The 26,577-nt window shown below is 72.6% G+C and carries 19 protein-coding genes; 13 read left to right on the top strand and 6 right to left on the bottom strand.

What is annotated here, in order from left to right; genetic code table 11:
* Positions 1-192 precede the first annotated feature (192 nt).
* From otr(A) to ABTY62_RS06420, 6 genes are read left to right on the top strand one after another with little or no spacing between them, the layout of a single operon-like run.
* Positions 193-2,331, top strand: coding sequence for a tetracycline resistance ribosomal protection protein Otr(A) (gene otr(A) / locus ABTY62_RS06395; protein ID WP_352128236.1), 2,139 nt, complete (start codon positions 193-195; stop codon positions 2,329-2,331).
* A gap of 54 nt (positions 2,332-2,385) precedes the next feature.
* Entirely contained in the window at positions 2,386-4,098 is a 1,713-nt protein-coding gene (locus ABTY62_RS06400) for a trypsin-like peptidase domain-containing protein (RefSeq protein WP_352128237.1), read from the top strand.
* A gap of 34 nt (positions 4,099-4,132) precedes the next feature.
* Positions 4,133-6,490 (top strand): serine/threonine-protein kinase, encoded by a 2,358-nt coding sequence (locus ABTY62_RS06405; RefSeq protein WP_352128238.1) that lies wholly within the window; start codon positions 4,133-4,135, stop codon positions 6,488-6,490.
* Between the two features lie 12 nt (positions 6,491-6,502).
* Positions 6,503-8,104, top strand: coding sequence for a vWA domain-containing protein (locus ABTY62_RS06410; RefSeq protein WP_352128239.1), 1,602 nt, complete (start codon positions 6,503-6,505; stop codon positions 8,102-8,104).
* Positions 8,101-9,066 carry a GlnX family signal transduction membrane protein gene (locus ABTY62_RS06415; RefSeq protein ID WP_352128240.1) on the top strand — a complete coding sequence of 322 codons (966 nt, stop codon included), beginning with the start codon at positions 8,101-8,103 and terminating at the stop codon, positions 9,064-9,066. Before ABTY62_RS06410 ends, ABTY62_RS06415 begins: the two co-directional genes overlap by 4 nt.
* Positions 9,063-10,388: an ABC transporter substrate-binding protein gene (locus ABTY62_RS06420; protein WP_352128241.1), complete on the top strand. Its 1,326-nt coding sequence runs from the start codon at positions 9,063-9,065 to the stop codon at positions 10,386-10,388. Before ABTY62_RS06415 ends, ABTY62_RS06420 begins: the two co-directional genes overlap by 4 nt.
* Before the next feature lie 93 nt (positions 10,389-10,481).
* Here the strand turns inward: ABTY62_RS06420 and ABTY62_RS06425 are convergent, their stop codons facing one another.
* Together ABTY62_RS06425 and ABTY62_RS06430 are read right to left on the bottom strand one after the other, a co-directional pair.
* Positions 10,482-12,467, bottom strand: coding sequence for a DUF8823 domain-containing protein (locus ABTY62_RS06425; protein ID WP_352128242.1), 1,986 nt, complete (start codon positions 12,465-12,467; stop codon positions 10,482-10,484).
* 248 nt (positions 12,468-12,715) lie between these two features.
* A complete protein-coding gene (locus ABTY62_RS06430; RefSeq protein ID WP_352128243.1) occupies positions 12,716-14,971 on the bottom strand; it encodes a D-alanyl-D-alanine carboxypeptidase family protein in 2,256 nt (751 codons plus the stop codon).
* Positions 14,972-15,240: 269 nt separating this feature from the next.
* Here ABTY62_RS06430 and ABTY62_RS06435 point away from each other — a divergent pair, with 269 nt between their 5' ends.
* From ABTY62_RS06435 to ABTY62_RS06445, 3 genes are all read left to right on the top strand, one after another.
* Positions 15,241-15,990, top strand: a complete 750-nt coding sequence (locus tag ABTY62_RS06435; RefSeq protein WP_352128244.1) for a GOLPH3/VPS74 family protein — start codon at positions 15,241-15,243, stop codon at positions 15,988-15,990.
* A gap of 258 nt (positions 15,991-16,248) precedes the next feature.
* Complete coding sequence (locus ABTY62_RS06440) at positions 16,249-17,121, top strand: helix-turn-helix domain-containing protein (protein ID WP_311730237.1); 873 nt, start codon at positions 16,249-16,251, stop codon at positions 17,119-17,121.
* Between the two features lie 183 nt (positions 17,122-17,304).
* Complete coding sequence (locus tag ABTY62_RS06445; protein ID WP_311730236.1) at positions 17,305-17,514, top strand: DUF397 domain-containing protein; 210 nt, start codon at positions 17,305-17,307, stop codon at positions 17,512-17,514.
* Between the two features lie 79 nt (positions 17,515-17,593).
* Here the strand turns inward: ABTY62_RS06445 and ABTY62_RS06450 are convergent, their stop codons facing one another.
* The gene (locus ABTY62_RS06450) at positions 17,594-18,445 is read right to left on the bottom strand and encodes a hypothetical protein (RefSeq protein WP_502997408.1); all 852 of its coding nucleotides are present in this window, start codon (positions 18,443-18,445) and stop codon (positions 17,594-17,596) included.
* A 151-nt stretch (positions 18,446-18,596) separates the two neighbouring features.
* On the opposite strand from ABTY62_RS06450, the gene ABTY62_RS06455 reads away from it, so the two are divergent.
* The 3 genes from ABTY62_RS06455 (at position 18,597) to ABTY62_RS06465 (ending at position 22,836) form a co-directional block, all read left to right on the top strand.
* Positions 18,597-19,778, top strand: a complete 1,182-nt coding sequence (locus ABTY62_RS06455) for an aminotransferase-like domain-containing protein (RefSeq protein WP_352128246.1) — start codon at positions 18,597-18,599, stop codon at positions 19,776-19,778.
* Positions 19,779-20,114: 336 nt separating this feature from the next.
* Positions 20,115-20,897, top strand: coding sequence for an SDR family oxidoreductase (locus tag ABTY62_RS06460; RefSeq protein WP_352128247.1), 783 nt, complete (start codon positions 20,115-20,117; stop codon positions 20,895-20,897).
* A gap of 367 nt (positions 20,898-21,264) precedes the next feature.
* Positions 21,265-22,836, top strand: coding sequence for a sodium:solute symporter family protein (locus ABTY62_RS06465; RefSeq protein ID WP_352128248.1), 1,572 nt, complete (start codon positions 21,265-21,267; stop codon positions 22,834-22,836).
* 42 nt (positions 22,837-22,878) lie between these two features.
* Here the strand turns inward: ABTY62_RS06465 and ABTY62_RS06470 are convergent, their stop codons facing one another.
* Together ABTY62_RS06470 and ABTY62_RS06475 are read right to left on the bottom strand one after the other, a co-directional pair.
* The gene (locus tag ABTY62_RS06470; RefSeq protein ID WP_352128249.1) at positions 22,879-23,400 is read right to left on the bottom strand and encodes an anthrone oxygenase family protein; all 522 of its coding nucleotides are present in this window, start codon (positions 23,398-23,400) and stop codon (positions 22,879-22,881) included.
* Between the two features lie 74 nt (positions 23,401-23,474).
* Positions 23,475-23,927 (bottom strand): nuclear transport factor 2 family protein, encoded by a 453-nt coding sequence (locus tag ABTY62_RS06475; RefSeq protein ID WP_352128250.1) that lies wholly within the window; start codon positions 23,925-23,927, stop codon positions 23,475-23,477.
* 176 nt (positions 23,928-24,103) lie between these two features.
* Between ABTY62_RS06475 and ABTY62_RS06480 the strand changes: the two genes are divergently transcribed.
* Positions 24,104-25,435 carry a glycosyltransferase 87 family protein gene (locus ABTY62_RS06480; protein ID WP_352128251.1) on the top strand — a complete coding sequence of 444 codons (1,332 nt, stop codon included), beginning with the start codon at positions 24,104-24,106 and terminating at the stop codon, positions 25,433-25,435.
* Here the strand turns inward: ABTY62_RS06480 and ABTY62_RS06485 are convergent.
* Entirely contained in the window at positions 25,420-26,562 is a 1,143-nt protein-coding gene (locus ABTY62_RS06485) for an ADP-ribosylglycohydrolase family protein (RefSeq protein WP_352128252.1), read from the bottom strand. The two genes, ABTY62_RS06480 and ABTY62_RS06485, sit on opposite strands and share 16 nt — an antisense overlap.
* Between the last annotated feature and the right edge of the window lie 15 nt (positions 26,563-26,577).

The raw sequence follows: 26,577 nt of genomic DNA on the forward strand, positions 1-26,577 counted from the left end.
CGGCTCCGCCGCGTGGGTCTGCCGCAGGCGTCAAGATCCGCGGGCCGGGGCCTTAATTCGCTTGACGCCGTCGCTCCCGCTGACAGGATGGCCCGCGTCCATCCGACGACCAGCAGGAGCATGCGATGCGCCGATTCCTCGGAACTACTCAGCGCCCCCACCGGACGACAGTTCTCGAGGACTTCAGCACCCATGCCCACTTCGCACACCCCGCGGGCCCCGCGCATCGCCCGCACCCTGAACATCGGCATCCTGGCGCACGTCGACGCCGGTAAGACCAGCCTCACCGAGCGCCTGCTCTTCGACCACGGCGCCATCGACCGCCTCGGCAGCGTCGACAGCGGCACCACCCAGACCGACACGGGCGACATCGAACGCGAGCGCGGGATCACCGTGCGCTCGGCGGTCGCCTCCTTCACCGTCGGGTCGGCACAGGTCAATCTGATCGACACGCCCGGCCACTCGGACTTCATCGCCGAGGTCGAGCGCGCCCTCGGCGTGCTGGACGGCGCGGTCCTGGTGCTCTCCGCCGTGGAGGGCGTCCAGGCGCAGACCCGGGTGCTGATGAAGACGCTGCGGCGGCTGCGGCTGCCGACCCTGCTCTTCGTCAACAAGATCGACCGCGCGGGCGCCCGCCAGGGCGGGCTGCTGACGGACATCCGGCACCGGCTGGCCCCGCACATCGTCGCGATGACGGCGGTACGGGGCCCGGGCACGCGGGACGCCCGCGCCGTGCCGCGGTCGCTCGACGACGCGGACGTCCACGCCCAGCTGGCCGAGGCGCTGGCCGAGACCGACGACGCGCTGCTCGCCCGGGTCCTGGACGGGCCGCCGCCCACGCCCGCCGAGCTGCGGGCGGCGCTGGCCGCCGGGACGGCGGACTGCCGCGTCCACCCGGTGTTCTTCGGCTCGGCGCTGAGCGGCCAGGGCGTCGGCGCGCTCGCCCGCGGGATGGCGCGGCTGCTGCCGCCCGCGCCCGTCGGCGCGGAAGCGGCGGCAGCCCCGTACGGGACGGTCTTCGCCATCGAGCGGCGGGCCGGCGCCGGACAGAAGACCGCCTATCTGCGGCTGTTCGCGGGCGAGTTGACCGTACGGCAGAAGGTGACGCTCCACCGCCGCGGGCCGGGCGGCACGCCCGTCGCGTACACCGGCCAGCTCACCTCGCTGGACGTCGTCGGCCGGCCCGGCGCGGACCGGCTGACCGCCGGGAACATCGGGAAGGTGCGCGGCCTGCCCGAGGTGCGGGTCGGCGACCGGCTCGGCCCGGCCGACGCCACCCCCGAAGCCCCTGAGGCCCCCGGCGCCCCCGGCGCCCCCGGCGGCTCCGCGCGCCCGGAGGCGGACCAGGCGCACTTCGCCGCGCCCAGCCTGAGCACGGTCGTCCGCGCCCGCGAGCCCGGCCCGGGCCCCGCCGCCCGGCTGCACGCCGCGCTGCTGAGCCTGGCCGAGCAGGACCCGCTCATCCACACCCGCGCCCTGCCGGGCGGCACCACCTCGGTGCTGCTGTACGGGGAGGTCCAGAAGGAGATCATCGCGGCGACGCTCGCCCGGGACTTCGGCATCGAGGCCGACTTCGAGCCGAGCCGGCCGGTCCATGTCGAACGGCCCGTGGGCGTCGGCGAGGCGTGCGAGGAGATGGCCCGGCGGCATCACACCGGCCTCTGGGCGACCATCGGGCTGCGCGTCGAGCCCGCCCCGGCCGGCTCCGGGGTGGCCTTCCGGTACGAGACGGAACTGGGCGCGCTGCCCCGCGCGTTCCACCACGCCATCGAGGAGACCGTGCACGACACCCTCCTCCAGGGCCACGGCGGCCGGGCGGTGACCGACTGCCGTGTCACCCTGATCCGCTCGGGCTTCTCCAGCCCGCTCAGCACCGCCCGCGACTTCCGGGAGCTGACCCCGGTGGTGCTGGAGCGGGCGCTGCGCGGCGCGGGGACGCGGGTGTACGAGCCGTGCCACGCCTTCGAGCTGGAGATCCCGCACGACACGCTGGCCCCGGTCACCGCCCGGCTCACCGCGGCGGAGGCGGAGATCGCCGGCGTGGCGGAGACGGCGGGCGGGGCGCCGGTCTGGCTGCTCGAGGGCCGGATCCCCGCCCGGGAGGTACACGGGGTGAAGCGGTGGCTGCCGGGGCTCACCCGCGGCGAGGGCGTGTGGTGGTCCCGGCCGTCCGGGGACCGCCCGCTGGGCCCGGGGCGGGAAACCGGCCCGGGGCGGGAAACCGGCCCGGGGCGGGAAACCGGCCCGGGGCGGGAAACCCCGTCCGCCGCACCCCGCGCACCGCAGGCCGGACGCGCGGACTCCGCCCCCTCCAGTCACCCTTTCCCGTGACTCATCGGCCGGTTGGGGTCACTTCCGTACGTCCCGGGCGTATGCTCGGGCCACATGGGGGCGGAAAACGACAATCCCGCCAATGCACCCGCCCACGACGGGACTTGGCGGGTCCGGATCCGTAGTACGACCGGCGAGGTTCTGGGCGCCGGAATCCTTCTGGGCAGCGAGACGGTGCTGACGTGCGCCCATGTCATCCCCGCGGACGGATGGCCGGTGCCCGCCGTGGAAGTCCGGGTCGACCTGGTCGGCGTGCCCGACGCCGAGCCCGTCACCGCGCGCGTCGCCGAGGGCTGCTGGGTGCCCCAGCGCGCCGACGACTGCGGCGATGTGGCCCTGCTGACGCTGAGCCGCCCCCAGCCCGCCGAGTACGCGGCGCGGCTGTTCCGGCTGCCGCCCAAGCCCCGGCGGCCGGTGCGGATGTTCGGCTTCCCCGAGGGCAACGACAACGGGATGTGGTTCTCGGCCCGGATCGCGGGCACCGCGGGACCGCGCGCGGAGTGGGTGCAGCTGAACCCGGAGTCGCGCGGCGACGTGGTGCGGTGGGGCTTCAGCGGCGCCGGGGTCGAGGACGAGGAGACCCAGCGCGTCATCGGCATCGTGGTCAGCCGCTACGACGACTCCGACAGCGTGCCGAGCGCCGAGCGCCGCCACTTCTCGTACATGATCCCCGTCGAGACGGTCCTCCGTCATCTGCCGGGGGTCCGCCGCTGGGTGGACGGCGACCCCGGCGTCGACGAGCGGCTGGTCTCCCCGCTCACCGACGGCGTGCAGGACATCGGCTTCGCCCAGCGGCTGGCGCTGTGGCTGCGCCGCGAGAGCCTGGCCGGGCGGGAGGGCATCGCGGACGTCGAGACGGTCGTGATCGCCGACGACGACAGCGACCGGTACGAGACGCTCAGCCGGGCCGTGACGCTCGCGGACCGCGAGCTGGCCGGGGTCGGCGCCGAGCAGGCGGTGTCCTCGGCGCCGCGCAACACGGTGCCGCCGATCGGCAGCCTCGACCTGGCCGTCGACGTCACAGACCGCACCGACACCGACGTGGCCAAACGGGTCGCCGACCGGATGGACCTCAAGGCGCTCGGCGACACCTCGCCGTTCAGCCGGATCCGGGCCAACGCGGTGCCGCTGACCATCGTGGCGGTGAGCGTGGACCGGGCCCACGACCCGGAGGCCCTGGTCCGCTTCATGGAGATCCTCGCCGACCGGGGCAGCCGGCTGATGCTGGTCTTCCGCGATCCGCAGGCGCCCGCGCTGCGCCTGGCCGAGCGGCTGTTCCGCCCGGAGCGGGAGCGGATCGACGCCTGGATGGGCGAGCTGGCCGGGCAGGTGACCCGCGCGGAGGGCCTCGAGCGCGAGGCCGCCGAGCGGCGCGCGCTGCTCTCCCCCGCTCTGAACGCGCCGTACCCCCGCAGCGCCTCGGCGCTGCGCGTCAATCTGCTCCGGCTGCGCGGCGACCCCGGTCTTTACACCCATCACATCATCGCCAAGATGGCCGCCTTCGAGCACGCGGCGGCCACGGTCCTGCGGCGCGCCGAGGCGGCGCTGTGCGCGGCCGACGAGCAGCTGAAGCGCATCCCCGAGCTGGAGGGGCTGCTGCGCGCGTCCGCCGCGAGCGCGGGGGCCCGGGCCGTGTCGGAGCACCCCGAGCTGATCCCCCTCCAGCGCGCGGCGGTCGAGCTGCTGGATTCGGTGCCGTACGACGTGGCGGCCGCGCAGGAGGCGGTCGACCGGTTCGTGCGCGCGGTCAACGAGATCGGGCCGTGAGCGGGCTCCCGAGGAGAGCCGGGGAGGAGACGTGATGACGGACGGGACGAGGGGCGGCGGCCCGCCGGGCGGGGCGGCGCTCTGCGACCGGCCCGACTGCCACGGCTGGATCAACGCCCGGGGCTTCTGCACGGAGTGCGGCCACAAGGCCCGGGGCCCGGCCCCGGGCGCCGCCTCCCCCGGCGCGCCCGGCTCCGCCTCCGGCAGCCCGGAGGCCTCCGGCATCCTGGAGTCCGAGTCGACCGCCACCGCCGCCCGCGCCCGACGGCGCGCCGTGGCCGGGAAGTTCACCGTCCGGCCCGCGGGCGACGGCCTGATGGACCTGCCGCGGGTCGAGCTCCCCTCCCTCCGCGACCTGATCGACGACGATCCGCAGCCGCCCCCGAAGGGACAGCCCTGCGCGGGCCAGGGCTGCGAGGAGACCGTCGGCGCGTCCTACGCCGGGCAGCCCGCGCTCTGGGCCGGGGTCTGCCCCCGCTGCCGCCACCCCTTCGACTTCACCCCGAAGCTGCGCCCCGGGGATCTGCTGGGCGGCCAGTACGAGGTGGTCGGCTGTGTCGCGTACGGCGGGCTCGGCTGGGTCTATCTCGCCGAGGACACCCAGCTCGACCGCCAGCCCGTCGCCATCAAGGGGCTGATCAACGACGACGACGAGACGGCGCAGCGCGCGGCCGTCGAGGAGCGCCGCTATCTGACCCTGCTCGACCACCAGGGCATCCTGCGCATCATCAACTATGTGCCCCACCCGGATCGCGACAGCGGCCGTCCGCGGGGCTACATCGTGATGGAGTTCGTGGCCGGGATGACCCTCGTCGGGATCAGGAACCGCATCAAGCGGTCCGAGCCGCCGTTCGACGACTCCCGCCTCTACCAGTACATCCTCACCTACGGCGCGCACATCCTGGACGCACTGGAGTATCTGCACGGCGAGAAGCTGGTCTACTGCGACATCAAGCCGAGCAATGTCATGCACCACGAGGGCCGGGTCAAGGTGATCGACCTCGGCGCGATCCGCCGGCTCGGGCAGCGGGACGGCCCGGTCACCTACACCGAATGGTTCGCCTCCCCCGAGGTCCGCGAGCGCGGCGCCGCCGACCTCACCGAGCTGCACGACCTCTACGGGGTCGGGCGCACCCTGCGGAACCTCTCCGACAAGGCGGTGCGGGCCGATCAGCGGCCGCCGGGCCTGGGCGCCGAGTCGTACCGACGGCTGCTGGACCGCGCCACGGCCTTTGACCCGCGGCGGCGGTTCCGGTCCGCCCGCGAGATGGCCGAGCAGCTGCGCGGGGTGCTCCGCGAGCTCCACTCGCTGCGGCTGGAGCGGGAACAGCCCGAGCCCTCCACGCTGTTCTCCCCCACCGCGGCCCTGCTCGACTCCGGGCTCGGCCGGATCCCCGGCCTGGAGCGCTGGCTGGCCGGGGAGGCCCGCCCCGTGCTCGCGGACGGCCGGCCCGACCCCGCCGAGGTGCCGCTCGGGCTGCCGGTGCCGTTCCCCGATGCCAAGGACCCGGGCGCGGCGCTGCTCAACACCCCGACGGGCAGCGGCCCGCGGCGGCTGATCGAGCAGTTGGGCGCCTTTCCTCACGAGTCCGCGGAGATACGGTTCCGCATCTGCCGCGCCTATCTCGAACTCGGCGAGCCGGCCGACGCCGAGGCCCAGCTGCGGGCCGTCGAGCGGATCATCGGCAGCGGCGCGCCGTACGACTGGCGGCTGAACTGGCACCGCGCGCTGGTGCGGCTGACCGAGGGCGCCGTGGCCAGGGCCCGGCAGGAGTTCGACGCGGTGTACGGCGCGCTGCCCGGGGAGTACGCGCCCAAGCTGGCCCTCGGCTACTGCGCCGAGCACCTGGGCGACCACGGCGCCGCCGAGTGCTTCTACGAGGCGGTCTGGCAGCGCAACCGCTCCCAGGGCAGCGCCGCCTTCGGCCTGGCCCGGCTGCGGCTCGCCGCGGGCGACCGCACCGGGGCGGTCGACGTCCTCGGCGGGGTGCCGAAAGTCTCGCGCCACCACGACGCCGCCCAGATCGCCACGGTGCGGGCGCTCGCCGGCCGGCTGGGCCACCCCGACCGGCTGCCGACCGAGACGGACTTCGCGGAGGCGCTGACCCGGCTGCCGCGGCTGTATCTGGACGACGGACGGGCCTCGGGCCACGCCCGTGAGCGGCTGACCGCCGAGGTACTGGAGGCCGCGCTGGACTGGGTTCTCCGGTACGGCGCCGCTGACGACGCGAGTGAGGCCGGGGCGCTGTTCGGGGAGCGGGACGAGCAGTCCGTGGTGCGCGCCCTGCTCGAAAAGGCCCTGCGGGCCCTGGCCCAGCAGGCGGACAGCCCCGAGGCCCTGGAGGCGCTGGTCGACCGGGCCAACGCCGTCAGGCCCATGACCCGCGTCTGACGAGGGGATCGGATGAGCGAGGAAAGAGCGGGAACGGATGGCGCGGGGGCCGGGCCGGCCAGGACGGACCTCCCGGCGGCGGACGGCGGCGGCCCGGCCGCGGGCCGGGGCGCCGGGACGGGCGAGGGACACGACGGCCCGGCCATCACCCTGCGCGTGGACCAGAACGCCTACCTCCCGGCCGCCGCGGGCCGCGCCGAGATGCACGCCATCGTGCGGGTCGAGGCCCAGGGACTGGGCCCGGCCGCGGCCCGCGCCGCGGCCTGCGAGGTCATCGTCATCGACTGCTCCTCGTCGATGACCTGGCCCCCGACGAAGATCATGGCGGCCCGCAAGGCCACCGTCGCCGCCCTCTCCGCGCTGCGCAAGGGCACGCGCTTCGCCGTGGTCAGGGGCACCGAGCGGGCCGAGGTGGTGTATCCGCCCACCGGCGGGGTGGCCGTCGCCGGGCCCGACACCAAGGCGGCCGCCACGCACGCCGCGATGAAGCTGGCCGCGGTCGGCGGCACCGCGATCGGCACCTGGCTCGACCTCGCCCGCCGCCTCCACACCGAGCAGCCCGCGCCCCTCCGGCACACTCTGCTGCTCACCGACGGCAAGAACGAGAGCGACGAGCCCGGCCATCTGGCGCGGGTGCTCGACGAGTGCGCCTCGTGCTTCACCTGCGACGCGCGCGGCATCGGCGACGACTGGGACGCCGCCGAGCTCAAGGAGATCGCGCGGCGGCTGCGCGGCCGGGCCGACGCGGTGCTCGACGACTCCGACCTGCCGGCCGAGTTCGCGGCGATGACGCGCGGCTCGATGGCCAGGGCGCTGACCGGGCTGCGGCTCCGGGTGCGGACGCGCGCGGGCGGCGCGGTCGGCCTGGTCAAGCAGGTGTACCCGACGCGTCTCGACCTCACCGGCGAGGGCACCCGGCCCGACTCCCGGACCTGGGAGTGGAGCACCGCGCCCTGGGCCGACGAGGTGCGCGAGTACCACCTGTGCGTCCTGGCCGACCCGGAAGGCGACGCGCAGGACGAGGAGATCGAGCTGGCCGAGGTGGAGCTGTCGCTCGACGCGGATCCGGACAGGGGTGCGGCCGGCATCCGGCTGCCCGCCGCGCAGTCCGTGCTGGTCCGCTGGACGGACGACCCGCTGTTGTCCTCCCGTATCCACCCCCGGCTCGCGCACTACGGCACGGACGACGCCCTCGGCCTCACCGTCACCGCCGCCTACGACGCGTATATGGCGGGCGAGTCGCAGCAGGCCCTGGAGCACTGGGGCCGGGCCGTGCGGCTGGCGCACCAGCTGGGCAACGAGAAGATGCTGGACCGGCTGCGCGGGCTGGTCGACATCGTGAACGCGGCGGCGGGCGAGGTGCGGCTGCGGGAGGAGATCAGGCCGCTGGACCTGAACTCCACCATGGTGCTGTCCGACGAGAGCAGCCACTTCCGCGGCCCGGACCCGGGCGCCCCCGCCCCCGGGCTGCCTCTCTCCCCCGCCGCGCCCGCCGGCCCCGACGTCGAGTGCCCCAACTGCAAGCGCCTGGCCCCCGCCACCGCCGCCTTCTGCCAGCAGTGCAACACCACCCTGGGCCCCGGCGGCCCCGGCACCCCGGCCGGTGCGGTGTGAACGGCACCCGCGGCTTTCTGATCCGCCGTCTGGTGACGCTGCTGGCGCTCTCGGTGGCCGCCTCCGCCGTGCTGTTCACCGCGTACTACGGCGTCAGCCGCAACACCCAGGCCGTACGGGACGCGTCGGCCCCCGCGATACTCCAGGTGGCCGCGGCGAACGAGGCCCTGGACGAGTCGTACGAGTACGCGAAGCGCAGCCTCGTCGGCGGCACCGGGGACATCGAGGGGCTCGGCGAGGACTACCGCACCACGCTGTCGACCGCCAACCAGGCCCTGGCCCAGGCCCTCAAGTCCACCACCGCGGGCCCCTCGGCCCGTCAGACGCTGCTCACCGTCACCGGCCTGGTCTCCTCCTACGGCGACCTGGTCCAGCAGGCGTACGTCAACCGCGACAACGCCGCGCTCCGCGACGCGTATCTCGGCTACGCCGAAACGATGCTGCGCGGCGACGACGGCTCCGGCCACAGGGCGCGGAGCGGCGACAGCGACATCCTCGCCCGGCTGGCGCAGGTGGAGAGGAAACAGCTCCGCCTGCTCGACCAGCAGACCTCCTTCGGCTGGCTGCTGTCGCTCGCCTGGTGGGTGCTGGTCCCGGCGGCCTGCGCCTGGCCGGTGGTGCTGCTGGTGCGCACCCAGCGCTTCCTGCGGCTGCGCTTCCGCCGCCGGTTCAACCCCTTCCTGCTGGTGGCCACCGGGCTGTTGCTCCTCACGGTGCCGACCCTGGCCGTCCTCACCTACCAGACGCAGGACCGGCTGGCCCAGGCCCGCACCAGCCTGCGCCAGACGAACATCGGCAAGGCCCCCGACACCACCAACAAGAGGGTGAGTACCAAGATGGAGGAGACCCACTGGCGCACCGGCGCCGTGGTGTGGATACCGATGGGTGGCGTGCTCCTCGCCGCGCTCGTCTTCGTCGGGCTCCAGCCGCGCATCGACGAGTACCGGTTCCGGGCCCGATGAGCGCCGCCACCCGCCCCGCCCGCCCCACCCGCCCCCGGAACGTCACCGCCGCCGTGCTCGGCCTGTGGCTGGTGCTCCTGTTCGCCCTCGGCTCGGGCGACGCGGGCGCCCAGCCGTCGGGCGGCACGATCCGTGTGCTCGCCTCCTGGACCGGCGCCGAGGCGTCCGCCTTCCGCCGCGTGCTGGACGCCTTCACCGAAGAGCACCACATCCGCGTCGAGTACCAGGGCACGACCGCGCTGCGCGAGGTGCTGCTCTCCGAGGTGCGGTCCGGCACCCCGCCCGACATCGCCGTGCTGCCCAGCTCGGGGGAGCTGACCGCCTATGCCGCCCGCGGCTATCTGGCCGAGCTGGACGAGGTGGTCCCGGCGGAGTACCCGCCGCTGTGGACGCCCAGGCTGCCCGAGAACGGACCGGTCTACGGCATCGCCGTCAAGGCCGATCTGAAGAGCATCGTCTGGTACGACGGCACCCGCCACACCCCCGGGGACCTGCCCGCCCTGGCCGCCGACAGCCGCCAGTGGTGCGTCGGCATGGGCGACGGCGCCACCTCCGGCTGGCCCGGCACCGACTGGATCGAGGACATCCTGCTGCGGCTCCAGGGCAAGGAGGTCTACGAGCAGTGGGCCTCCGGCGACCTGGCCTGGGACGATCCACGCGTCGAGGAGGCGTGGCGGACCTGGGGCGAGCTGCTCTCGGGCCCGGCCGCGCGGACCGCGCTGCGCACCGACTTCCGCGCGGCGGGGAAGAAGCTGTTCGCGCAGCGGCCGTCGTGCGCGCTGGAACACCAGGGCTCCTTCATCCGCGGCGGCTACGCCCCCCACTCCCGCCAGGCCAGGTTCGGCTTCTCCGCCGATGTGCTCAGGCTCCCGGGCTCGCCCCCGGGCGCGTACGAGGTGTCCGGGGACTTCGCCGCGCTGTTCAAGAACACCGGGCACACCGGGCAGGCGCTGGAGCTCATGCGCTATCTCGCCACGGCCAAGGGGCAGCAGGCGTGGGCCGAGGAGACCCCGCGCGGCTCGACCCGGCCGTTCTCCGCGAACAGCAAGGTGCCGGTGACCGTCCAGACGGACGGCGTCGCCCGGTCCATCGCCCGGACGCTCAAGTCCTCCTCGCTGTGCCTGGACGCGTCCGACGCCATGCCGCCGCGCATGCGGCTCGCCTTCCAGCGCGCCGCCCTGACGTTCCTCAGCTACTCGGCCGCGGACAAGGAGAAACGGCTGGGGACGCTGCTGGGCAGTCTGGAGAAGGTCCATCAGAGCACCGAGCACAGCGCGCTCCCGGACGAGGCCCAGCCCTGGCCCTCGACGGTGTGCGGCTGACCATGCCGATCGGGCGGGCCCGGGAATCCCCGGACCCGCCCGATCGGCGTCATCGCCCTTATCGGCCCTGTCGGCCCTGTCGGCCCTGTTGCCTTACGGCACCATCTCGTCCGGGCAGGGCGTGCCGCGCGGCAGCTGGTACTTGCCCGCTATCCGGTATATGCCCGGGCGCGGGGCGTGCAGCACGGTCCACTCGTCCTCCGGCTGCCCCTCCTCGCTCGGCTCGAAGACCTGCTTGGTCAGGCACCCCTTGCGGTTGACCGGCAGCCCGTCGCCCCCGTCCGGCTCCGGAGCCTTGACGCTGTTGCCCTTGGCGTCCACCAGGCCCAGCCACGGGGAGTACGGGATGCGGATGAGCACCGGACCCTTGGCGCGCACGTTCAGGACCAGCTCGTCGGCGCCCGCCAGCTGCACCGTGGCCGGCGGATCGGCTATCGGAGTGGGGTCCTTGACCTCGTACAGCTTCCAGTTGTCGTCGCCCCACACCTCCCGCAGATACGGCAGGCCCTGGGTGATCAGCTCGGTCTCCTGCCGCGCGGCGTGGTCCGGCTCGTCGGCCGGCAGCACCACGAAGTGCACGGCCCAGCGCTTGAGCCAGGCCTGGTACTCGGCCGCGGTGAGCGTGTCGTCGTAGAAGATCGGGTTCCGGTCCAGGTCCCGCTGGCGGTTCCAGCCGCGGGCCAGGTTCACGTACGTGGCGAGCGCGGAGGACTCGCGGTGGCTGCGCACCGGGACCACCTCGACCCGGCCCCGGTTGGCCTCCACCCGGTTCAGCTGGTGGACCAGCGGCGCCAGCTCGCGCGCCCAGGACGCCGACGGGGTGGTGTGGATGACATCGTCGCCCGTCTTGACCCCCTGCCACACCGTGACCGTCACCAGGGACAGCACCAGCGCGACCCACGCCCGCCCGGCGCCCGTGGAGAGCAGCTTGCGGCGCGGCGGCACCCGGCGGGCGGCCAGCGCGGCGATCAGCACCACCCCGCCGAAGATCATGCTGAGGCGGGAGATGTTGGTCCCGATCTGGGACGGGATCAGCCAGGTCAGCACCACCCCGATCGTGTACAGCGCCCCGCCCACCCGGACGGTGCGCCAGCGCCGCGGCGCGAACAGGAAGACGGCGACGCCGGTCAGGCCCGGCAGTATCGTCGACGCCCAGCCCATCGGCTGCTCGCCGGAGAACGGGAACAGCCAGGCCGACAGCCCGACCACGATGACCGGCGTCACACCGAGCGCGTACGAGGCGGGGTGGCGCCGGGTCAGCCACAGCGCGGCGGCCACCATCCCCACGAACAGCCCGGCCACCGGGCTGGACATGGTCGCGAGCGCGGCCAGCACGGCCGCCAGCAGGGCCCGCAGGATCTTGTGGTGCCAGTGCCGGGACCGCCACTTGGTGGGCCAGGCGAAGATGACCGCCACGGCGCCAAGGCCGAACATCGCGCCGAGCCCGAACGTCACCCGGCCCGAGATCGCGTTGCAGACCAGCGCGAACGCGCCGTACAGCGCGGGCCACAGCGGCCTCCGCACGACACGGCTGCGCACCAGCAGCAGCGCGAGCAGCCCGGCCGACAGCGTCCCGGCGATCATCATCGTCGTACGCACGCCGAAGACCGCCATCAAATATGGCGAAATGACGCTGTACGAAACCGGGTGCATCCCGCCGTACCAGGCGAGGTTGTACGCCGAGTCGGGATGCTGGAGGGCGAACTCCGCCCAGGCGTCCTGCGCGGCCAGGTCGCCGCCGCTGTTCGCCAGCAGCGCGACCCAGAGCAGATGCAGCACCCCGGCGAGGAGCAGGGCGGCGGGCACGGGATGGGACAGGAAGCGCGCGACGCGCCGCAACCGGCCCGCCGTCTGCTCCCGCTCCTGTTCCCGCTGCTCATCGCTGTGCGTCAGCGCCGGACCCGGGTCCTCGGCCGGGCCGGCACCCGCCGGTGAGCCCGCGTCCTCAGCGGGGCTTGCGCCCTCCGCCGCGTCCGCGCCCTCGGCGGGCCAGCGCTGCGCGGGCAGTCGTATTCGCGGTGCGGTGTTCTCTTCGGAACTCCCGCCGTTATCGGCCCGTGTCGGATCCACGGTGGTCACTGCGGCTCTCCCCGTCTTCCCCGAGGTCTGCCCCCATCATCCTTCAAACCTGTGCCGGTTCACCCCGGTTCGCCACGGCAGGACCGACACCGGAGGCGCAGGCGACGCTAGCACGCGAAGGCCCACAAAAGGCCTTCTGGGCGAGGCGGTGGGGTGTGGTGTGGACAACTTGCTACGGACGGCCGACCGGGTATCCCGGCGCACTGCGCGCCGGGACACCCGTGCCAGGCCTCGTACCCCTCACCTGATCAGGCGATACGGACCAGCTTCGAGCCGAGCGACGGCTCGGACAGGTCCGTCTTCAGCGCGACCGGGACCTTCGCCCGATTCTCGCCGCTGCCCACGCTCAGCTCGCCGACGACCGTGCCCGCCTTGGCCGAGTGCGGCGGCGTCTTGCCGCCGTCGGTCAGCTCGAGCTCCGCCTCGAAGCCGCCCCAGCCGACCGCCGTCAGGTCCCTGGTCGCGACGACCGGCGTCGTACCGCCCAGGCCGTCGTCGATGTGGCCGACGACCTCGCCCTTCTTCGCCACCGTGGCGGAGGTGAGGCCGTCCTGGACCGCGGAGATCAGCTTGTAGCTGTTCGTCTGCACCAGATCCAGGCTGTTCTGGAGGATGCCGGGGGCCCGCTGCTCCAGGACGACGCCGAGGATCAGCCGCTTCTTGCCGTCGATGGTCCGCTCCGCGCCCCACATCAGCGCACCGCCGGCCGGGGTGCTGGACCCGGTCTTGATGCCGATCACGCCCGGCTTCACCAGCAGATTGTTGTTGTTGTAGATGACGTTCTTGAGACCGGGGATCTTGATGTTGGGCGTCGCCACGATCTCCCGGAACGCCTCGCTCCGCATCACCGCCCTGGCCAGCTTGAGCTGGTCGGACGCGGTGCTCTTGGTGGTCGCCTTGAAGCCGCTGGGGTCGGTGTAGACGGTGTTCTTCATGCCCAGGTCCTTGGCGGCGTCGTTCATCTTCTTCACGAACGCCTCCTCCGACCCCGCGTCCCAGCGGGCGAGCAGCCGGGCGATGTTGTTCCCGGACGGGATCAGGAGCATCTCCAGCATCTGCCGCTCGGTGAAGGTCTGCCCCTCCTCGACGGGGACCCGCGACTCGTCCTCGGAGTTCGCCTCCTTGCCCGCCTGGGCGTCGATCTTGATGGAGGGACCCGGCTGGGACGCCTTGAGCGGTCGGTCCTTGAGGACGATGTACGCCGTCATCACCTTGGTGACGCTGGCGATCGGCACCGGCTTCTGCGCCCCGGAGGTGCCCAGGCTGCCCACGTCCGCCACCTCGACCGCGGACTGCCCCTGGTCCGGCCAGGGGAGCGACATCTTGTCACCCTCGAAGGTGTACCCGGCCTCGGCCACCTTCAGCTCCGGGGCCGGCAGCTCCCGCATCGCCTGCACCACGCCGAGGACGATGACGAGGAGCACCGCGAGCGGCGTCCAGATCTTGACCCGCCGCACGGCGGTCCGCAGCGGGGTCTCCGGCGGGGGCGGGGTGTTGGTCAGCTGCGCCAGCAGGTCGATGGGCGCGGGCTGGCCGACGGGCGGCAGCGGCTGCTGCTTGGTCCGCTCCGACTCGGGCAGGGGCTGCTGCTTCGTCCGCTCGGACTCGGGCAGGGGCGGGGCGGAGGGGCGCGCGGGGGGCCGCGCGGCCGGGACGTCGTCGGTCGACCTCAGCGGCACGAAGCGGCTGGTGCGCTCCGAGGCCCCCTCGGGCTTCTCGGCGGGCTTCTCGGCGGGTTTCTCCGCCGGCTTGTCCTCGGCCTTGTCGTCGGCCTTGGCCTTGTCCTCGGCGGGCTTCGCGTCGGCCGCCTTGTCGCCCTCATCGCCGCTTTGGGCCCACCGGGGGGCTTCCTTCTGGCGCAGCAGGCCGAACGCGGCCGTGGGCCGGTCCACGGGCGCGGCCGGGTCCTCGTCATCCGCCTTGGCGCTCTCGTCGTCAGCGGGCTCGGCCTTCTGCGTACGGAAAGCGGCCGTCGGCCGGTCCACGGGCACGGCCGGACCCTCGTCGTCCGCCTTGGCGCCGTCGTCGTCAGCCGACTCGGCCTTCTGCGTGCGGAAGACGGCCGTCGGCCGGTCCACGGGCGCGGCCGAGTCCTCGTCGTCCGCCTTGGCGCCGTCGTCGTCAGCCGCCTTGGCGCTCTCGTCGTCAGCGGGCTCGGTCTTCAGCGTGCGGAGCACGGCCGTACGCCGGTCCACCGGCTCGCCCGAGGGCTCCTCGTCCGGCTCCTCGCCCGACTCATCTTTCGATTCGTCAGACTTGTCACTCTTGCCCGATTTGACCGATTCACCCGATTCGCTTTCGCGAACACTGGATTCCGCATCCGGTTCCGCTTCGGGCTCCGCCCTCACGCCCGCCTTCGGGTCCTCGTCCACGACGGCGACCGCCGACCCACCGCCCTCGGCCTCCCCTTCGCGGAAGACCGCGAGCCGTGGATCGTGCTCGCCGCGAGTCGTCTCCCCCGACGACTTCTGCTGCTCCGATTTGCCGGGGGACTCGCCCGCCACCGATGCCTCCTTGTAATACGTTTTGCGGGACGCGCACCGCCTGTCGGCATCGCGTCCCGCTGCCCCAACCATCTACCAGTGTCCTGTGCGCCCGAGTGCCGCCGTGCGCCATGACACCCTGACAGAGCCGACAGAGTGCCTTCAGGTTGCCGCCCACCCGATAGACGAGAAAGACATACCTATCGGTTCCATATCAAATCCCTCAGGCACTCTCGACAGACCAATGTGAGAGGGGTCACCCTGTCATTCATCCACGCGGGGAGGCATGGATGGGCAGGAGCCGCAGAACAATTCCGGAGGAGCTTCTGCTGCTCGCCTTGGACCCGACCACGGGAACCACGGCGCAGCCGCAGTCGCTCGACCTCGGTCTTGCCGGAGCACAGCTAGTAGAGCTGGCTCTGGCCGGACGGATAGCCCCTGACGGGGATCGTATCGCCGTGGTGCTGCCACGGCCGACCGGAGATCCGACATTGGACTCCGCGCTGGAGCTGCTGCGCCGCCGCGGCAGCCCGGTGCGCGCAGTCCACTGGATCGGCGGGCCCCGGCTGGGGCTGCGCCAGACGTATCTCACGCATCTGGAGCGCTGCGGCATGGTGCATGCCGTGGAGGGCCAGATGTGCGGGGTGCTGCCGACGACTCGCTACCAGGCGACGGAATCGGCGATCAGCCGGGAGATCAGGGCCCGGCTGGACACCGCGATCCGCACCGGCGTGCCGCCGGACCCGCGGACCGCGGCGCTCGCCGCCCTGGCCCACGCGGTCGGGCTCGGCAAGCACCTGTATCCCGGGAACGAGGGGCGCTCCTCGCGCTCCAGGCTCCGGGATCTGATCAGGCACGACCCCATGGGCGGACTCGTGGCACACGCCGTCATGGACGTGCAGAACGGTGTCGCGGCGCAGCCGCGGCGCGCACAGGCCGCACCAGGCCGCCAGCCGGGGGCACGGGCCGCGATGCCCGCGTCCGGAGTTCCGGCGCAGCCGTCCCGCCGCGGGAGCATGGCCCGCGTCGGAGCGCGCTGAGCACAGCACGCACCGCTCCACCCGACCGACCGCACCACACAGTCCCCACCGACCCGGTTCGGGAGCCGCTGACGCGCGCGGGGCGGTGGGCCGGCCTGTCCCCCGAGGACCGGCCGGCCCGCCGCCCCGCGCGCTCGCGTGCGTCGGGTGTGCCCCGAGAGGCACCCTGTGCCGCCATTTCCCAGCGCGGCGCCGACCGGTAGTGGCAGGCTGCTGAACAGCATGAATCAGCAGTACGAAGCCGGAGGTGCACGTCCCGTGACATCGAACGTCGGCCCCACGGTCAGGCGACGCCGATTGGGCCAGGAACTCCGCAGGCTCCGCCAGGAGAAGGGCATGACGGCGGAGGAGGTGGCGGAGGAGCTGATGGTCTCCCAGTCGAAGATCAGCCGACTGGAGAACGGCCGTCGCAGCATCAGCCAGCGCGACGTACGCGACCTGTGCCGCACCTACAAGGTCGAAGACAAGGCGCTCGTTGATTCCCTTATGCAAATGGCCAAGGAGTCCCGCCAGCAGGGCTGGTGGAACGCCTTCGGCGACGTCCCGTACAGCGTCTATATCGGCTTCGAGACGGACGCGGCATCGCTGCGGGTCTATGAACCGCAGGTGCTGCCGGGCCTGTTGCAGACCCCGGAGTACGCCGAGGCGGTGATCAGCGGGGCGCTGCCGGAGGCCCCGCAGGACCAGATCGCCCAGCGGGTCCAGGTCCGCCTCAGGCGACAGGAGCGGATCACCGACCCGGCCGCGCCGCTGCGGCTGTGGGCGGTCGTGGACGAGGCGGCGATGCGCCGGGTGGTGGGCAGTCCGAAGGTCATGAGCGAGCAGCTGGACTATCTGGTGCGGATGAGCCATGAGCCGCATGTGACCGTGCAGGCGATTCCGTTCGACATGGGTTCCCACCCGGGGATGAGCGGGCAGTTCACCATTCTCGAGTTCTCGGACGAGTCGGACACCAGCGTGGTCTATCTGGAGGGTGTGACCAGCGACCTCTATCTCGAGAAGCACACCGATGTGCAGAGCTACAGCATGATGTATGAGCATCTGCGGGCCCAGGCGCTGAATGCCGACCAGAGCCGTGAGTTCATCTCGGAGGTGGCGCGGGACCACGCGCGCCGGGCCGAGGAGAGCTGACCCGCAGGCTGAATGGACCACAAAAGCCCGGACCCTACACCTCCGTGCACCGGCCAGGAAGGGGCCGGTGGAATATGCCATCCGGTCGAGTGAACGACCGGCTTTCCCGACGATGTTGACGAGTAACGTCGGTCTCGCCTCCAAACGGGGTGCATCTCATCAACAATGCGTATCGGAGCAAATGTGTCCATTCAGCAAGGAAAGACGAGTATGTGGGTGAAATCCTCGTACTCCGCGGGAAATGGCGCCTGTGTGGAGGTCGCTTCTCCCGTTGTCGACGAGGTGGCCGTACGCGACTCCAAGGACCCGCACGGTCCGACCCTCAGCTTCGCTCCGGGGTCGTGGTCGGCCTTCGTCTCCGACGTCCGCCGCGGATCCCTCAGCCTCGGCTGATCTCCGCCATCCGCCCTTTGGGCACCGAGCCCTCTCGTCCGGCCGCCGTCCCAGCCGAGAGGGCTCGACGCCGTCGCCGTCATCGCAGCTCATCGACGTAACGGTCCGTCCCGGGAACCGTCGGGATGAACGGGGCGACCAGTTCGACGCGGCCGAGGCCCGAGCGGGCCACGTCGTCGTCAAGGCCGGTGAAGTGTGCCTCCCAGCACTCGCGTGGATCCCGCTGGAGAAACCACAGCAGGGTCAGCCGCGTCTCCACCCCCTCCACCTGCTTGACGTACGACATCCGGTCCAGCGGCAGCGGCGTCGGCCGGAAGACGGTGACCATCGCCGCGGGCGAGCCCGCCAGCCGCTTCGGCAGATGCCGGGCCCGCAGCCACTCCAGAAGCTCGGCGCGGCGCTCGGGGCCCTCGGCGTCGATGACCTCCACGACCAGCCCGGCGTAGGGGTGGTCGAGGGCGTGGAAGTCGCGGGGGCCCGCCGCGCCGTCCCGGTAGACGGTCGCCTCACGGTCCTGGAACGCCGTGAAGACGTGCGTACGGTCCTGGTAGACCCGGCCGTCCCGGTTGAGCCGCTTGTTGATGCCGACGGTCCATCTCATGTGCTCCGCGTAGCGCCCCTCGGTCAGCCAGTAGACCGTGATGTAGCAGCCCGCGGTGACCGGCCGGGCGACCGCGGACTTCTCCGGGTAGCGCAGCTCCTGCAGCTCGCGGGTGGCGACCCAGCGGCGGCCCGCGAAGATCCACGGCATCGCCATCGCGCCCGCGATGAAGTGGTCGTCCTCGTACCAGCGGTTGTAGGCGTATTCGTGACCGGGGTGCGGCTCGACCATGGTGATCAGGGCGTGGCCGGGGCGCACTCCGTACGGGCCGACCGAGGCCAGTTCCGCGTATGTCTCGCCGCGCGTGTCCTCACTCGAGTCACTGCTCATGTCCTCCATGTGTAGCTGACGTGACGTCAGATGGGGAGGGTGCCGACCGCATCTCGGACAAAGCCGTTGCGCAATGCAGTGATCTCTTTAGGCTGCCTACGACAAGCCTCGTACGCCCAACGGAATGCGTTCATACGAGCGAAGGAGCCCCATGCGTGCCGCCCTCCCCGACCTCGCCGCCCGCGCCGCCTCGGTCGCCGGATCCCCGGTACGCGACATCCTCGCGCTCACCGCTCGCCCCGAGGTGATCTCCTTCGCCGGCGGGCTCCCGGCGGCCGAGCTCTTCGACGCGGAGCCGATACGGGAGGCCTTCGCGCGCGTCCTCACCGAGGCCCCGCGCCGGGCCCTTCAGTACTCCACCACCGAGGGCGACCCCGGGCTGCGCGCCGCCACCGCGGGCCGCCTCACCGCGCGCGGGCTGCCCACCGACCCCGACGAGCTGCTCGTCACCAGCGGCTCGCAGCAGGCGCTGACCCTGCTCGCGACCGCGCTGCTGGAGCCGGGCGATGTGGTCCTGGTCGAGAACCCGACCTATCTCGCCGCGCTCCAGTGCTTCTCCTTCGCGGGCGCGCGGATCGTGCCCGTGCCCGGCGACGAGGACGGCCTCGACCCGGCCGCGCTCGACGCGCTGGTCGAGCGGGAGCGGCCCAAGCTCCTCTACACCATCCCGACCTTCCAGAACCCCACCGGCCGCACCCTGCCCGCCGAGCGCCGCCGCGCGGTGGCGGAGGTCGCGGAGCGGCGCGGGCTGTGGATCGTCGAGGACGACCCGTACGGGGAGCTGCGCTTCGAGGGCGAGCCGGTGCCGTGGATCGCGAGCCGCCCGGAGGCCGCCGACCGCACGGTGCTGCTGGGCAGCTTCTCCAAGATCATGGCGCCGGGGCTGCGGCTCGGCTGGCTCCGCGCCCCCGCGGCGCTCCGCCGCGCCTGCGTCATCGCCAAGCAGGCCGCCGATCTGCACAGCACGACGGTCGACCAGATGGCCGCCGCGCGCTATCTGACGGACTCCGACCTGGACGCCCACCTCGCCCGCGTCCGCGACGCCTACCGCGAGCGGCGCGACGCGCTGCTCGCGGGCCTCGGCGAGGCCCTGCCCGAGGGCTCGCGCTGGAACCGCCCCGACGGCGGCATGTTCATCTGGGCGTCGCTGCCCGAGGGGTACGACGCGACGGAGCGGCTGCGGGTGGCGGTCGAGCACGATGTGGCGTATGTGCCGGGGGCGCCGTTCTTCGCCGGCGAGCCGGACCGGGCGACGATGCGGCTCACGTTCGTGACCCACACCCCGGATGAGATCGCGGAAGGCCTCCGCCGCCTCGCGAAGGCGCTCCACTAGGGGGTGTCCGGAGGGTCTCGACGCCTGCGGAGTGCTCGTCCCCCACCCCGCCCCTTCCCGACCCCTGCCCATGTGCGGCTCCGCCGCGCGGGGCGCTTCGCCCCAGACCCCGGGGTCCAGGGGCGAAGCCCATGCCACGCGGCGCAGCCGCACATCGACACTGCGGGAAGGGGCGGGGAGGGGAAAGGATCCGCCGGACACCACGCAGCCGCCCGGCCCCGCGCGGGCAGGGGGAGATCCGCGTGTGTGCGGTATGGCCTTCTCCAGGTACGCGCTCTAGCCTGACGGACCGTCAGATCATCCGTCGGGCCATCGCGATCGCCGGGGAGGCACCCCATGCTGCTGCGCGGCAAGACCGTCATCGTCTCGGGGGTCGGCCCCGGCCTCGGCCTGCGGGTCGCGGCGGCATGCGTGCGGGACGGCGGCAACGCCGTGCTCGGTGCGCGCACGGAGGCCCAGTTGGCGAAGGCCGCCGCCGAGGCCGACCCCGGGGGCGGCCACACCGCGTGGCGCGCGACCGACATCGCGGACGAGCCGCAGTGCGAGGCCCTCGCCGCGCTCGCGGTCGAGCGCTTCGGCGCGATCGACGCCGTCATCCATGTGGCCGCGCTGGACAGCTACATGGGCGGCCTGGAGGAGGCCGACTTCGCCTCGTGGAGCCGGGTCGTCGACACCAACCTCTTCGGCACGCTCCGGATGACCCGCGCCTGCCTCCCCGCGCTCAAGCGGAACGGCGGCTCGGTGGTGATGATCGGCACGCAGTCGTCGGTCGCCGCCCCCACCCAGGTGCGACAGGCCGCGTACGCCGCCTCCAAGGGCGCGCTCGTCTCCGCGATGTACTCGCTGGCGCGCGAGCTGGGCCCGCACCGCGTCCGGGTGAACACCGTGCAGCCCGGCTGGATGTGGGGCCCGCCGGTGCAGGCGTACGTCACCTTCGCCGCGCACTCCGAGGGCGTGCCGGAGGCCGAGGTGCTGGCCCGGCTCGCCGGGCGGATGGCGCTGCCCGAGCTGGCGACGGACGGGGACGTGGCGGAGGCCGCGGTGTTTCTGGCCTCCGACCGGGCCCGGGCGATCACCGGCCAGTCGTTGCTGGTCAACGCCGGTGAGCTGATGCGGTGACGCGAGCGTTGCACGGGTTGCACAGGGGGTCGCGCAAGGGGTCGCACCCTCCTCCTCCGGCCTGACGGGATCCCGCTCCCGTACGGCCCGTCCGATAGCGGTCGAGCGTGGGCGTGCGTCTGGCGAAGTGCCCGCTCATCGTGGGTTCGCGGACGCGTTCACGACAACTGTCCGGTAGGTCAAGAGCGAGCAAAATCGTTCTGTGTCCTGATTTCTGTTCACACTCGTGACCGGATATCTCTTGACCGGCCGCCCGAACAAGCGGTTCAATCCCGGAAGTACCCCGCTCCCGCTCGGGGGAACCCGCCCATGACGAACGTCGCGGCGAAGTGCGGTCCTGTTCATAAGACGGACCCCTGGAGGGGGCATGGACAGCCTCGACTGGACCGTACTCATCGGCTACTTCGGCGTGATGGTCGCCATCGGAGTCTGGTCCCACAAACGCGTGGACGACGTCAGCGACTTCTTCACCGCCGGCGGCAAGATGCCGTGGTGGCTCTCCGGCATCTCCCATCACATGTCCGGCTACAGCGCGGTCATGTTCACCGGCTATGCGGCCATCGCCTATCAATACGGCATCACCTCCTATGTCACCTGGTCATTCCCGATCGCCATCGGCATCGCGATCGGCTCCCAGCTCTTCGCGCCCCGGCTCAACCGGGTGCGCAGCAAGCTGCGCGTCGCCTCGCCGCTCGAATACCTCAAGAACCGCTACAACCTGCCCACCCAGCAGGCGCTCGCCTGGTCCGGGGTGCTGCTGAAGATCGTCGACGTGGGCGCCAAGTGGGCGGCCATCGCGACCCTGCTGTCCATCTTCACCGATATCTCCCTCAACCAGGGCATTCTGATCACGGGTGTGGTCACCGCCATCTACTGCACGGTCGGCGGACTGTGGGCCGACGCGCTCACCGAACTGGGCCAGTTCGTCATCCAGTTCATCGCGGGCATCGCGATGCTGGTGGCCGTGCTCCACAAGCTGGGCGGCGTGAGCGCGCTGTGGGGCGTCTGGGACGACCTGCCGGACACCCATCACGAGCCGACGGTCGGTCCGTACACGATGACCTTCCTGCTCGCCTATCTGTTCATCAAGACCTTTGAATACAACGGCGGGATGTGGAACCAGGCGCAGCGCTACATGGCCACCGACAGCGCCCACTCCGCCAAGCGCTCGGCCCGTCTCTCCGCCGCCCTGTGGTTCGTCTGGCCACTGGTGCTGTTCTTCCCCATGTGGGTGGCGCCGCTGATCATCAACACCGACAAGCCCGCCGACTCCTACGCGCTGATGGCGCAGGACCTGCTGCCGCACGGCCTGCTCGGCCTGGTCGTCGTCGGCTTCTTCTCGCACACGATGGCCATGTGCTCCTCGGACGCGAACGCCATCGCGGCCGTGGTGACCCGGGACATCATGCCCGCGATCTTCAAGTCCGTACGGGGGTGGAGCACCCGTACCGGGCTGCTCGCGGCGCGCTATGCCACGCTGCTCTTCCTCGGCCTGTCCATGGCCATCGCCACCCAGGTGAACTCGGACTTCTTCGGGGACATCATCACCGTGGTGATCAAGTGGGTCGCCGGGCTCATGGGCCCGATCGCGATCCCGCTGATGCTCGGCCTGCTCCGCCCGTTCCGTAAGTCTGGCCCGACGGCGGCGCTGGTCAGCTGGGCGCTGGGGCTGTTCGCCTTCTATCTCGTGAACTACCCGATCAACGACGCGATCGACGGTGGAGTGAACCTGGAGTACCAGGTCTCCATCCCGCTCGCGGTCTCGCTCGTGCTCTACATCGTGATCGGCTTCATCAAGCCGGAGGACACCCCGGAGCGCGACGCCATTCTCGACTCGCTCAACTCGGATGACGACGGGCCGGGTTCGGCGAGTGCCGCGCGGTCGGTGCCGAAGGGTGGCGCGGCCGGTCGCGAGTCGGTCGCCGGCGCGGCGGACTGACCAGCGGCGGGCAGGCACCGCGGGGCGGCACCGTGGATCGGTTCAGATCCCGCCCCGCGGTGCCCCTCGTCCGTTCACCACCAGGGCCCCGACCAGGAGGGCGAACGCCGCGGTAGAGGTGACCGCGCGGACCACGTTCCAGCGCACCCACCGCTCCTCGAACCGCTCGCGCACCGCCGCGAGATCACCGATCCGGTCCGGGTGGCCGGCGGCCTCGAGCGCGTCGTTCAGCGGCACATTGACCCGGAAGGTGATGATCAGCATCACCAGGTAGAGGGCGACCGCGGCCACGATCCACGGCAGCGCGGGCCGCCCGTCGCCGCGCAGATGCGCCACCGCGGCCAGCACCGAGAGCACCAGCGCACCGCCGAAGACCAGGGCGAACCAGCCGTTGAGGATCGCCACGTTGATCCGCTGCATCGCCTCGACGAAGGTACGGTCGTCCGCCCGGCCGAGACCGGGCATCACGGAGCAGGCGTAGCCGTAGAACAGGCCCGCGCTCAGGCCGGTGGCCACGGTGGCGGCGATCAGCACGGGGGTCTGGAGGGCGTGGTGGTTCATCATGCCCCCCAGTCAAGCGCCGCGCGGTGAGACGGGCCATGGCCGAAAGGCTCGTCCGCATAAGCGAGCGTCCAGGATCAGGCGTCGGGCGTGCAGGCCGCGGCGAACATCAGGCTGTCCTCGTAGACGCGGTAGCGGGTGATCAGCCCGTCCTCGACGGTCACCCGCATCGCGAAGGGGGACCGGTAGCGCTTGCCCGTGGCGCGTACGGTGCCGGCCAGGACGCCCGTCACCATGGCCTCCGTCCCCTCCACCACGACCGCGTCGACCGTGTTCCCGTCCAGGGCCGGGGCCACTCCCTCGGCCAGCTCGCGGAAGTGGGCCACGGCGTCGGCGCGCGTGCTGCGGGGGCGGATCCACGGGACGTCCGGGTTCTCGGCGATCAGCCAGTCGACCCGCTCGGCGAACAGCGCGCCGAGGCGCTCCAGGTCGCCGGCCGCCACCCGGGCCAGGAACTCCTGGACGGTGGCGCGGGTGCGCTCGGTGGTCATGGCGTCGGTGGTGTCGGTGGTGTCGGTTGTCGCGGCCATCTCGGTCTCTCCCGGTGCGGTGGTGCGTTCGGTGCCGTGCACGATCCTCACGGGGCCGGGGAGAGACGTCGATTACCCGCGGGGTAATGGCCCCCGGCCGAGCCCCACTTCCGTACGTACTATCGTCGGCCCTCCGTGCCGACCGCCGCCGCCCGTGGACCTGGAGCTCTTCCCCCGTGACCGCGACACCGACGATCACCGTTTCCCGGCTCCGCCGGCCCACGCTCTGCGCGGCGGTCCTCTGTCTGGTGTCCTTCACGGGCTTCTGGATCGCGCAGCGCGCCGCCCAGGTGTCGATGGTCGACCTGCTGGTCTACCGCGCCGAGGGCTGGACCGTGCGCAACGCCCTGGACCTGTACGACATGCGGGCCACCGTGCACAACCTGCCCAACACCTATCCCCCGTTCGCCGCGCTCCTCTTCACCCCGCTGACCTTCCTGGGCACCGGGCTGATGCGGACCCTGGCGACGGCGTTCAACCTCGCCCTGATGGTCGCGCTCGTCCATCTGGCGCTGCGCCTGATCGGCCGCCCGCGCGTGGTGCCCAGGGCGGCGGCCGTGCTGTCCCTGGCCGCGGTCGGCGTGTGGTGCGAGCCGGTGTGGACGACGCTGCGCTACGGGCAGATCAATCTGCTGGTCACGGTGTTGGTGCTGTGGGATCTGACCCGGCGGTCCGGGCACCGCGGCCACCACTGGGCCGGGGTCGGCACGGGCATCGCGGCGGGCATCAAGATCACCCCGGCGCTCTTCGCGGTCTTCCTCGCGCTGGCCGGGCTGGTCGAGGGGGTGCGGCGGCTGCGGTCCGACGGCCCGTTCTGGAACGAGCATCTGCGCCGGGCGGCGGTGGCCACCGGGGCGTTCGCCGGCACCGTGGTCCTGGCGGCTCTCGCGCTGCCGCACGACTCACACCGCTACTGGACCGAGATCCTGTTCGCGACCGACCGGCCGGGCGATGTCGAGGGCGCGGGCAACCAGAACCTGCGCGGCGTCCTCGCCCGCCTGCTGCACGCCCCCGACCCGGGCCTGTGGTGGCTCGCCGCGGCCGCCCTGTTCGCCTGCGCCGGCCTGGCCGTCGCCGTCGCCGCCCAGCTCGCGGAGGGCCGGCTGCCCGGCAACCGGGCGTGGGCGGCGGTCGCCTGCGGCGTCACCGCCCTCATGGTCAGCCCCGTCTCCTGGTCCCACCACTGGGTGTGGGCGGTGCCCATGGTGCTGCTGCTCGGTGCGGAGGCGCTGCGCCGCCGCACCGCGCGGTGGAGGTGGCTCACGGCGGTGACCGCCCTGCTGTTCTGCTCCTTCATGATGTGGTACGTGCCCCATGACCTGCCGGAGCGCGTGGAACTGCACCAGAACCCCGGCCAGATGCTGCTCACCGCCGTCTATCCGGTCGTCGGCGCGGTCTTCCTGGCCGTCGCCGCGCGGCTGACCGTACGGGCCCTGCGCACCCGGCCGCCGCACACCCCGGGCGGCGATGCCCCGCGCCCCGCCCGGCCGAGCTACGCGCGCGGGTAGCGGGCCAGCCAGGCGGGGGCGGAGGCCGCCGGGCCGTGCAGGGCCGGGCCCTGCGTCATCTCCATCGCGAAGTCGTCGGCCAGCTCCAGGATCGTGCCGCGCCCCTCCAACTCCGCGAGCCACGCGGGGGGCAGCGCGGTCTCGCCGTGCAGCGTCCCCAGGATGTTGCCGCACACCGCCGCCGTGGAGTCGCTGTCCCCGCCGTGGTTGACGGCGAGCAGCAGGCCGTGGCGCACGTCCTCGGCGACCAGCGCGCAGTACAGCCCGATGGCCAGCGCCTCGTCCCCGGTCCAGCCCTCCCCCAGATACGCCACCCGCTCGGGCGTGGGCAGCCCCTGCCGTACGGCGCCGAGCGCGTAGCGCAGTGCGTCGGTGGTCTCCTCGTGGCCGGGGCGGGTGGCCAGGTGGGCCAGCGCCCGCTGCACCGCGCCGTCCAGCGCGTCGCCGCGCGCGAGCCCGTGCACGATCAGGGCGAACGCCCCGGCGGGCAGATAGCCGGTGGGGTGCCCATGGGTCTGCGCCGCGCACTCGATGGCCAGCTGGAACACCAGCTGCGGCTCCCAGCCCACCAGCAGCCCGAAGGGCGCCGAGCGCATCACCGCGCCGCACCCCTTGGAGTCGGGGTTCTTGGGGCTGTCCAGGGTGCCCATGGCGTCGTCGGCCAGCCCGGTCAGACAGGCCCGGCCCGGCGCGCGCTGGGCGTACAGCCACTCCTCGCGGCCCAGCCAGCCCGCGTCCTGCCGGCGCTCGTCGGGCCCCCAGTCGCGCTGGGTGGCGTACCAGCGGCGGTGGGCGGCGTGGACGTCGCTGGGCGGATGCCAGGCGCCGGTGTCGCGCCGCACCTGCGCGCGTATCAGCCCGTCGACGGTGAAGAGCGTCATCTGGGTGTCGTCGGTGACGCGGCCGCGCCGCCCGTACGCCGGGACGAAGTCCGTGACGCCCTCGGGGCCGTGCTCCGCCCGGATGTCGGCGAGCGAGGAGAACTCGACCGCCGCGCCCAGCGCGTCCCCGATCGCACCGCCGAGCAGGCAGCCGCGCACCCGGCTGCGGAAGTCCTGCTGCTCGGCGCGGCCCCATACGCCCGTCGCCGCACTGGCGGTTGCCGTCACGACCTCGCCCCTCTCCATCGCTGCACGAACGGC

Origin of the sequence: Streptomyces sp. NPDC097640, from assembly GCF_040302705.1 — a bacterium.
Lineage (GTDB): Bacteria > Actinomycetota > Actinomycetes > Streptomycetales > Streptomycetaceae > Streptomyces.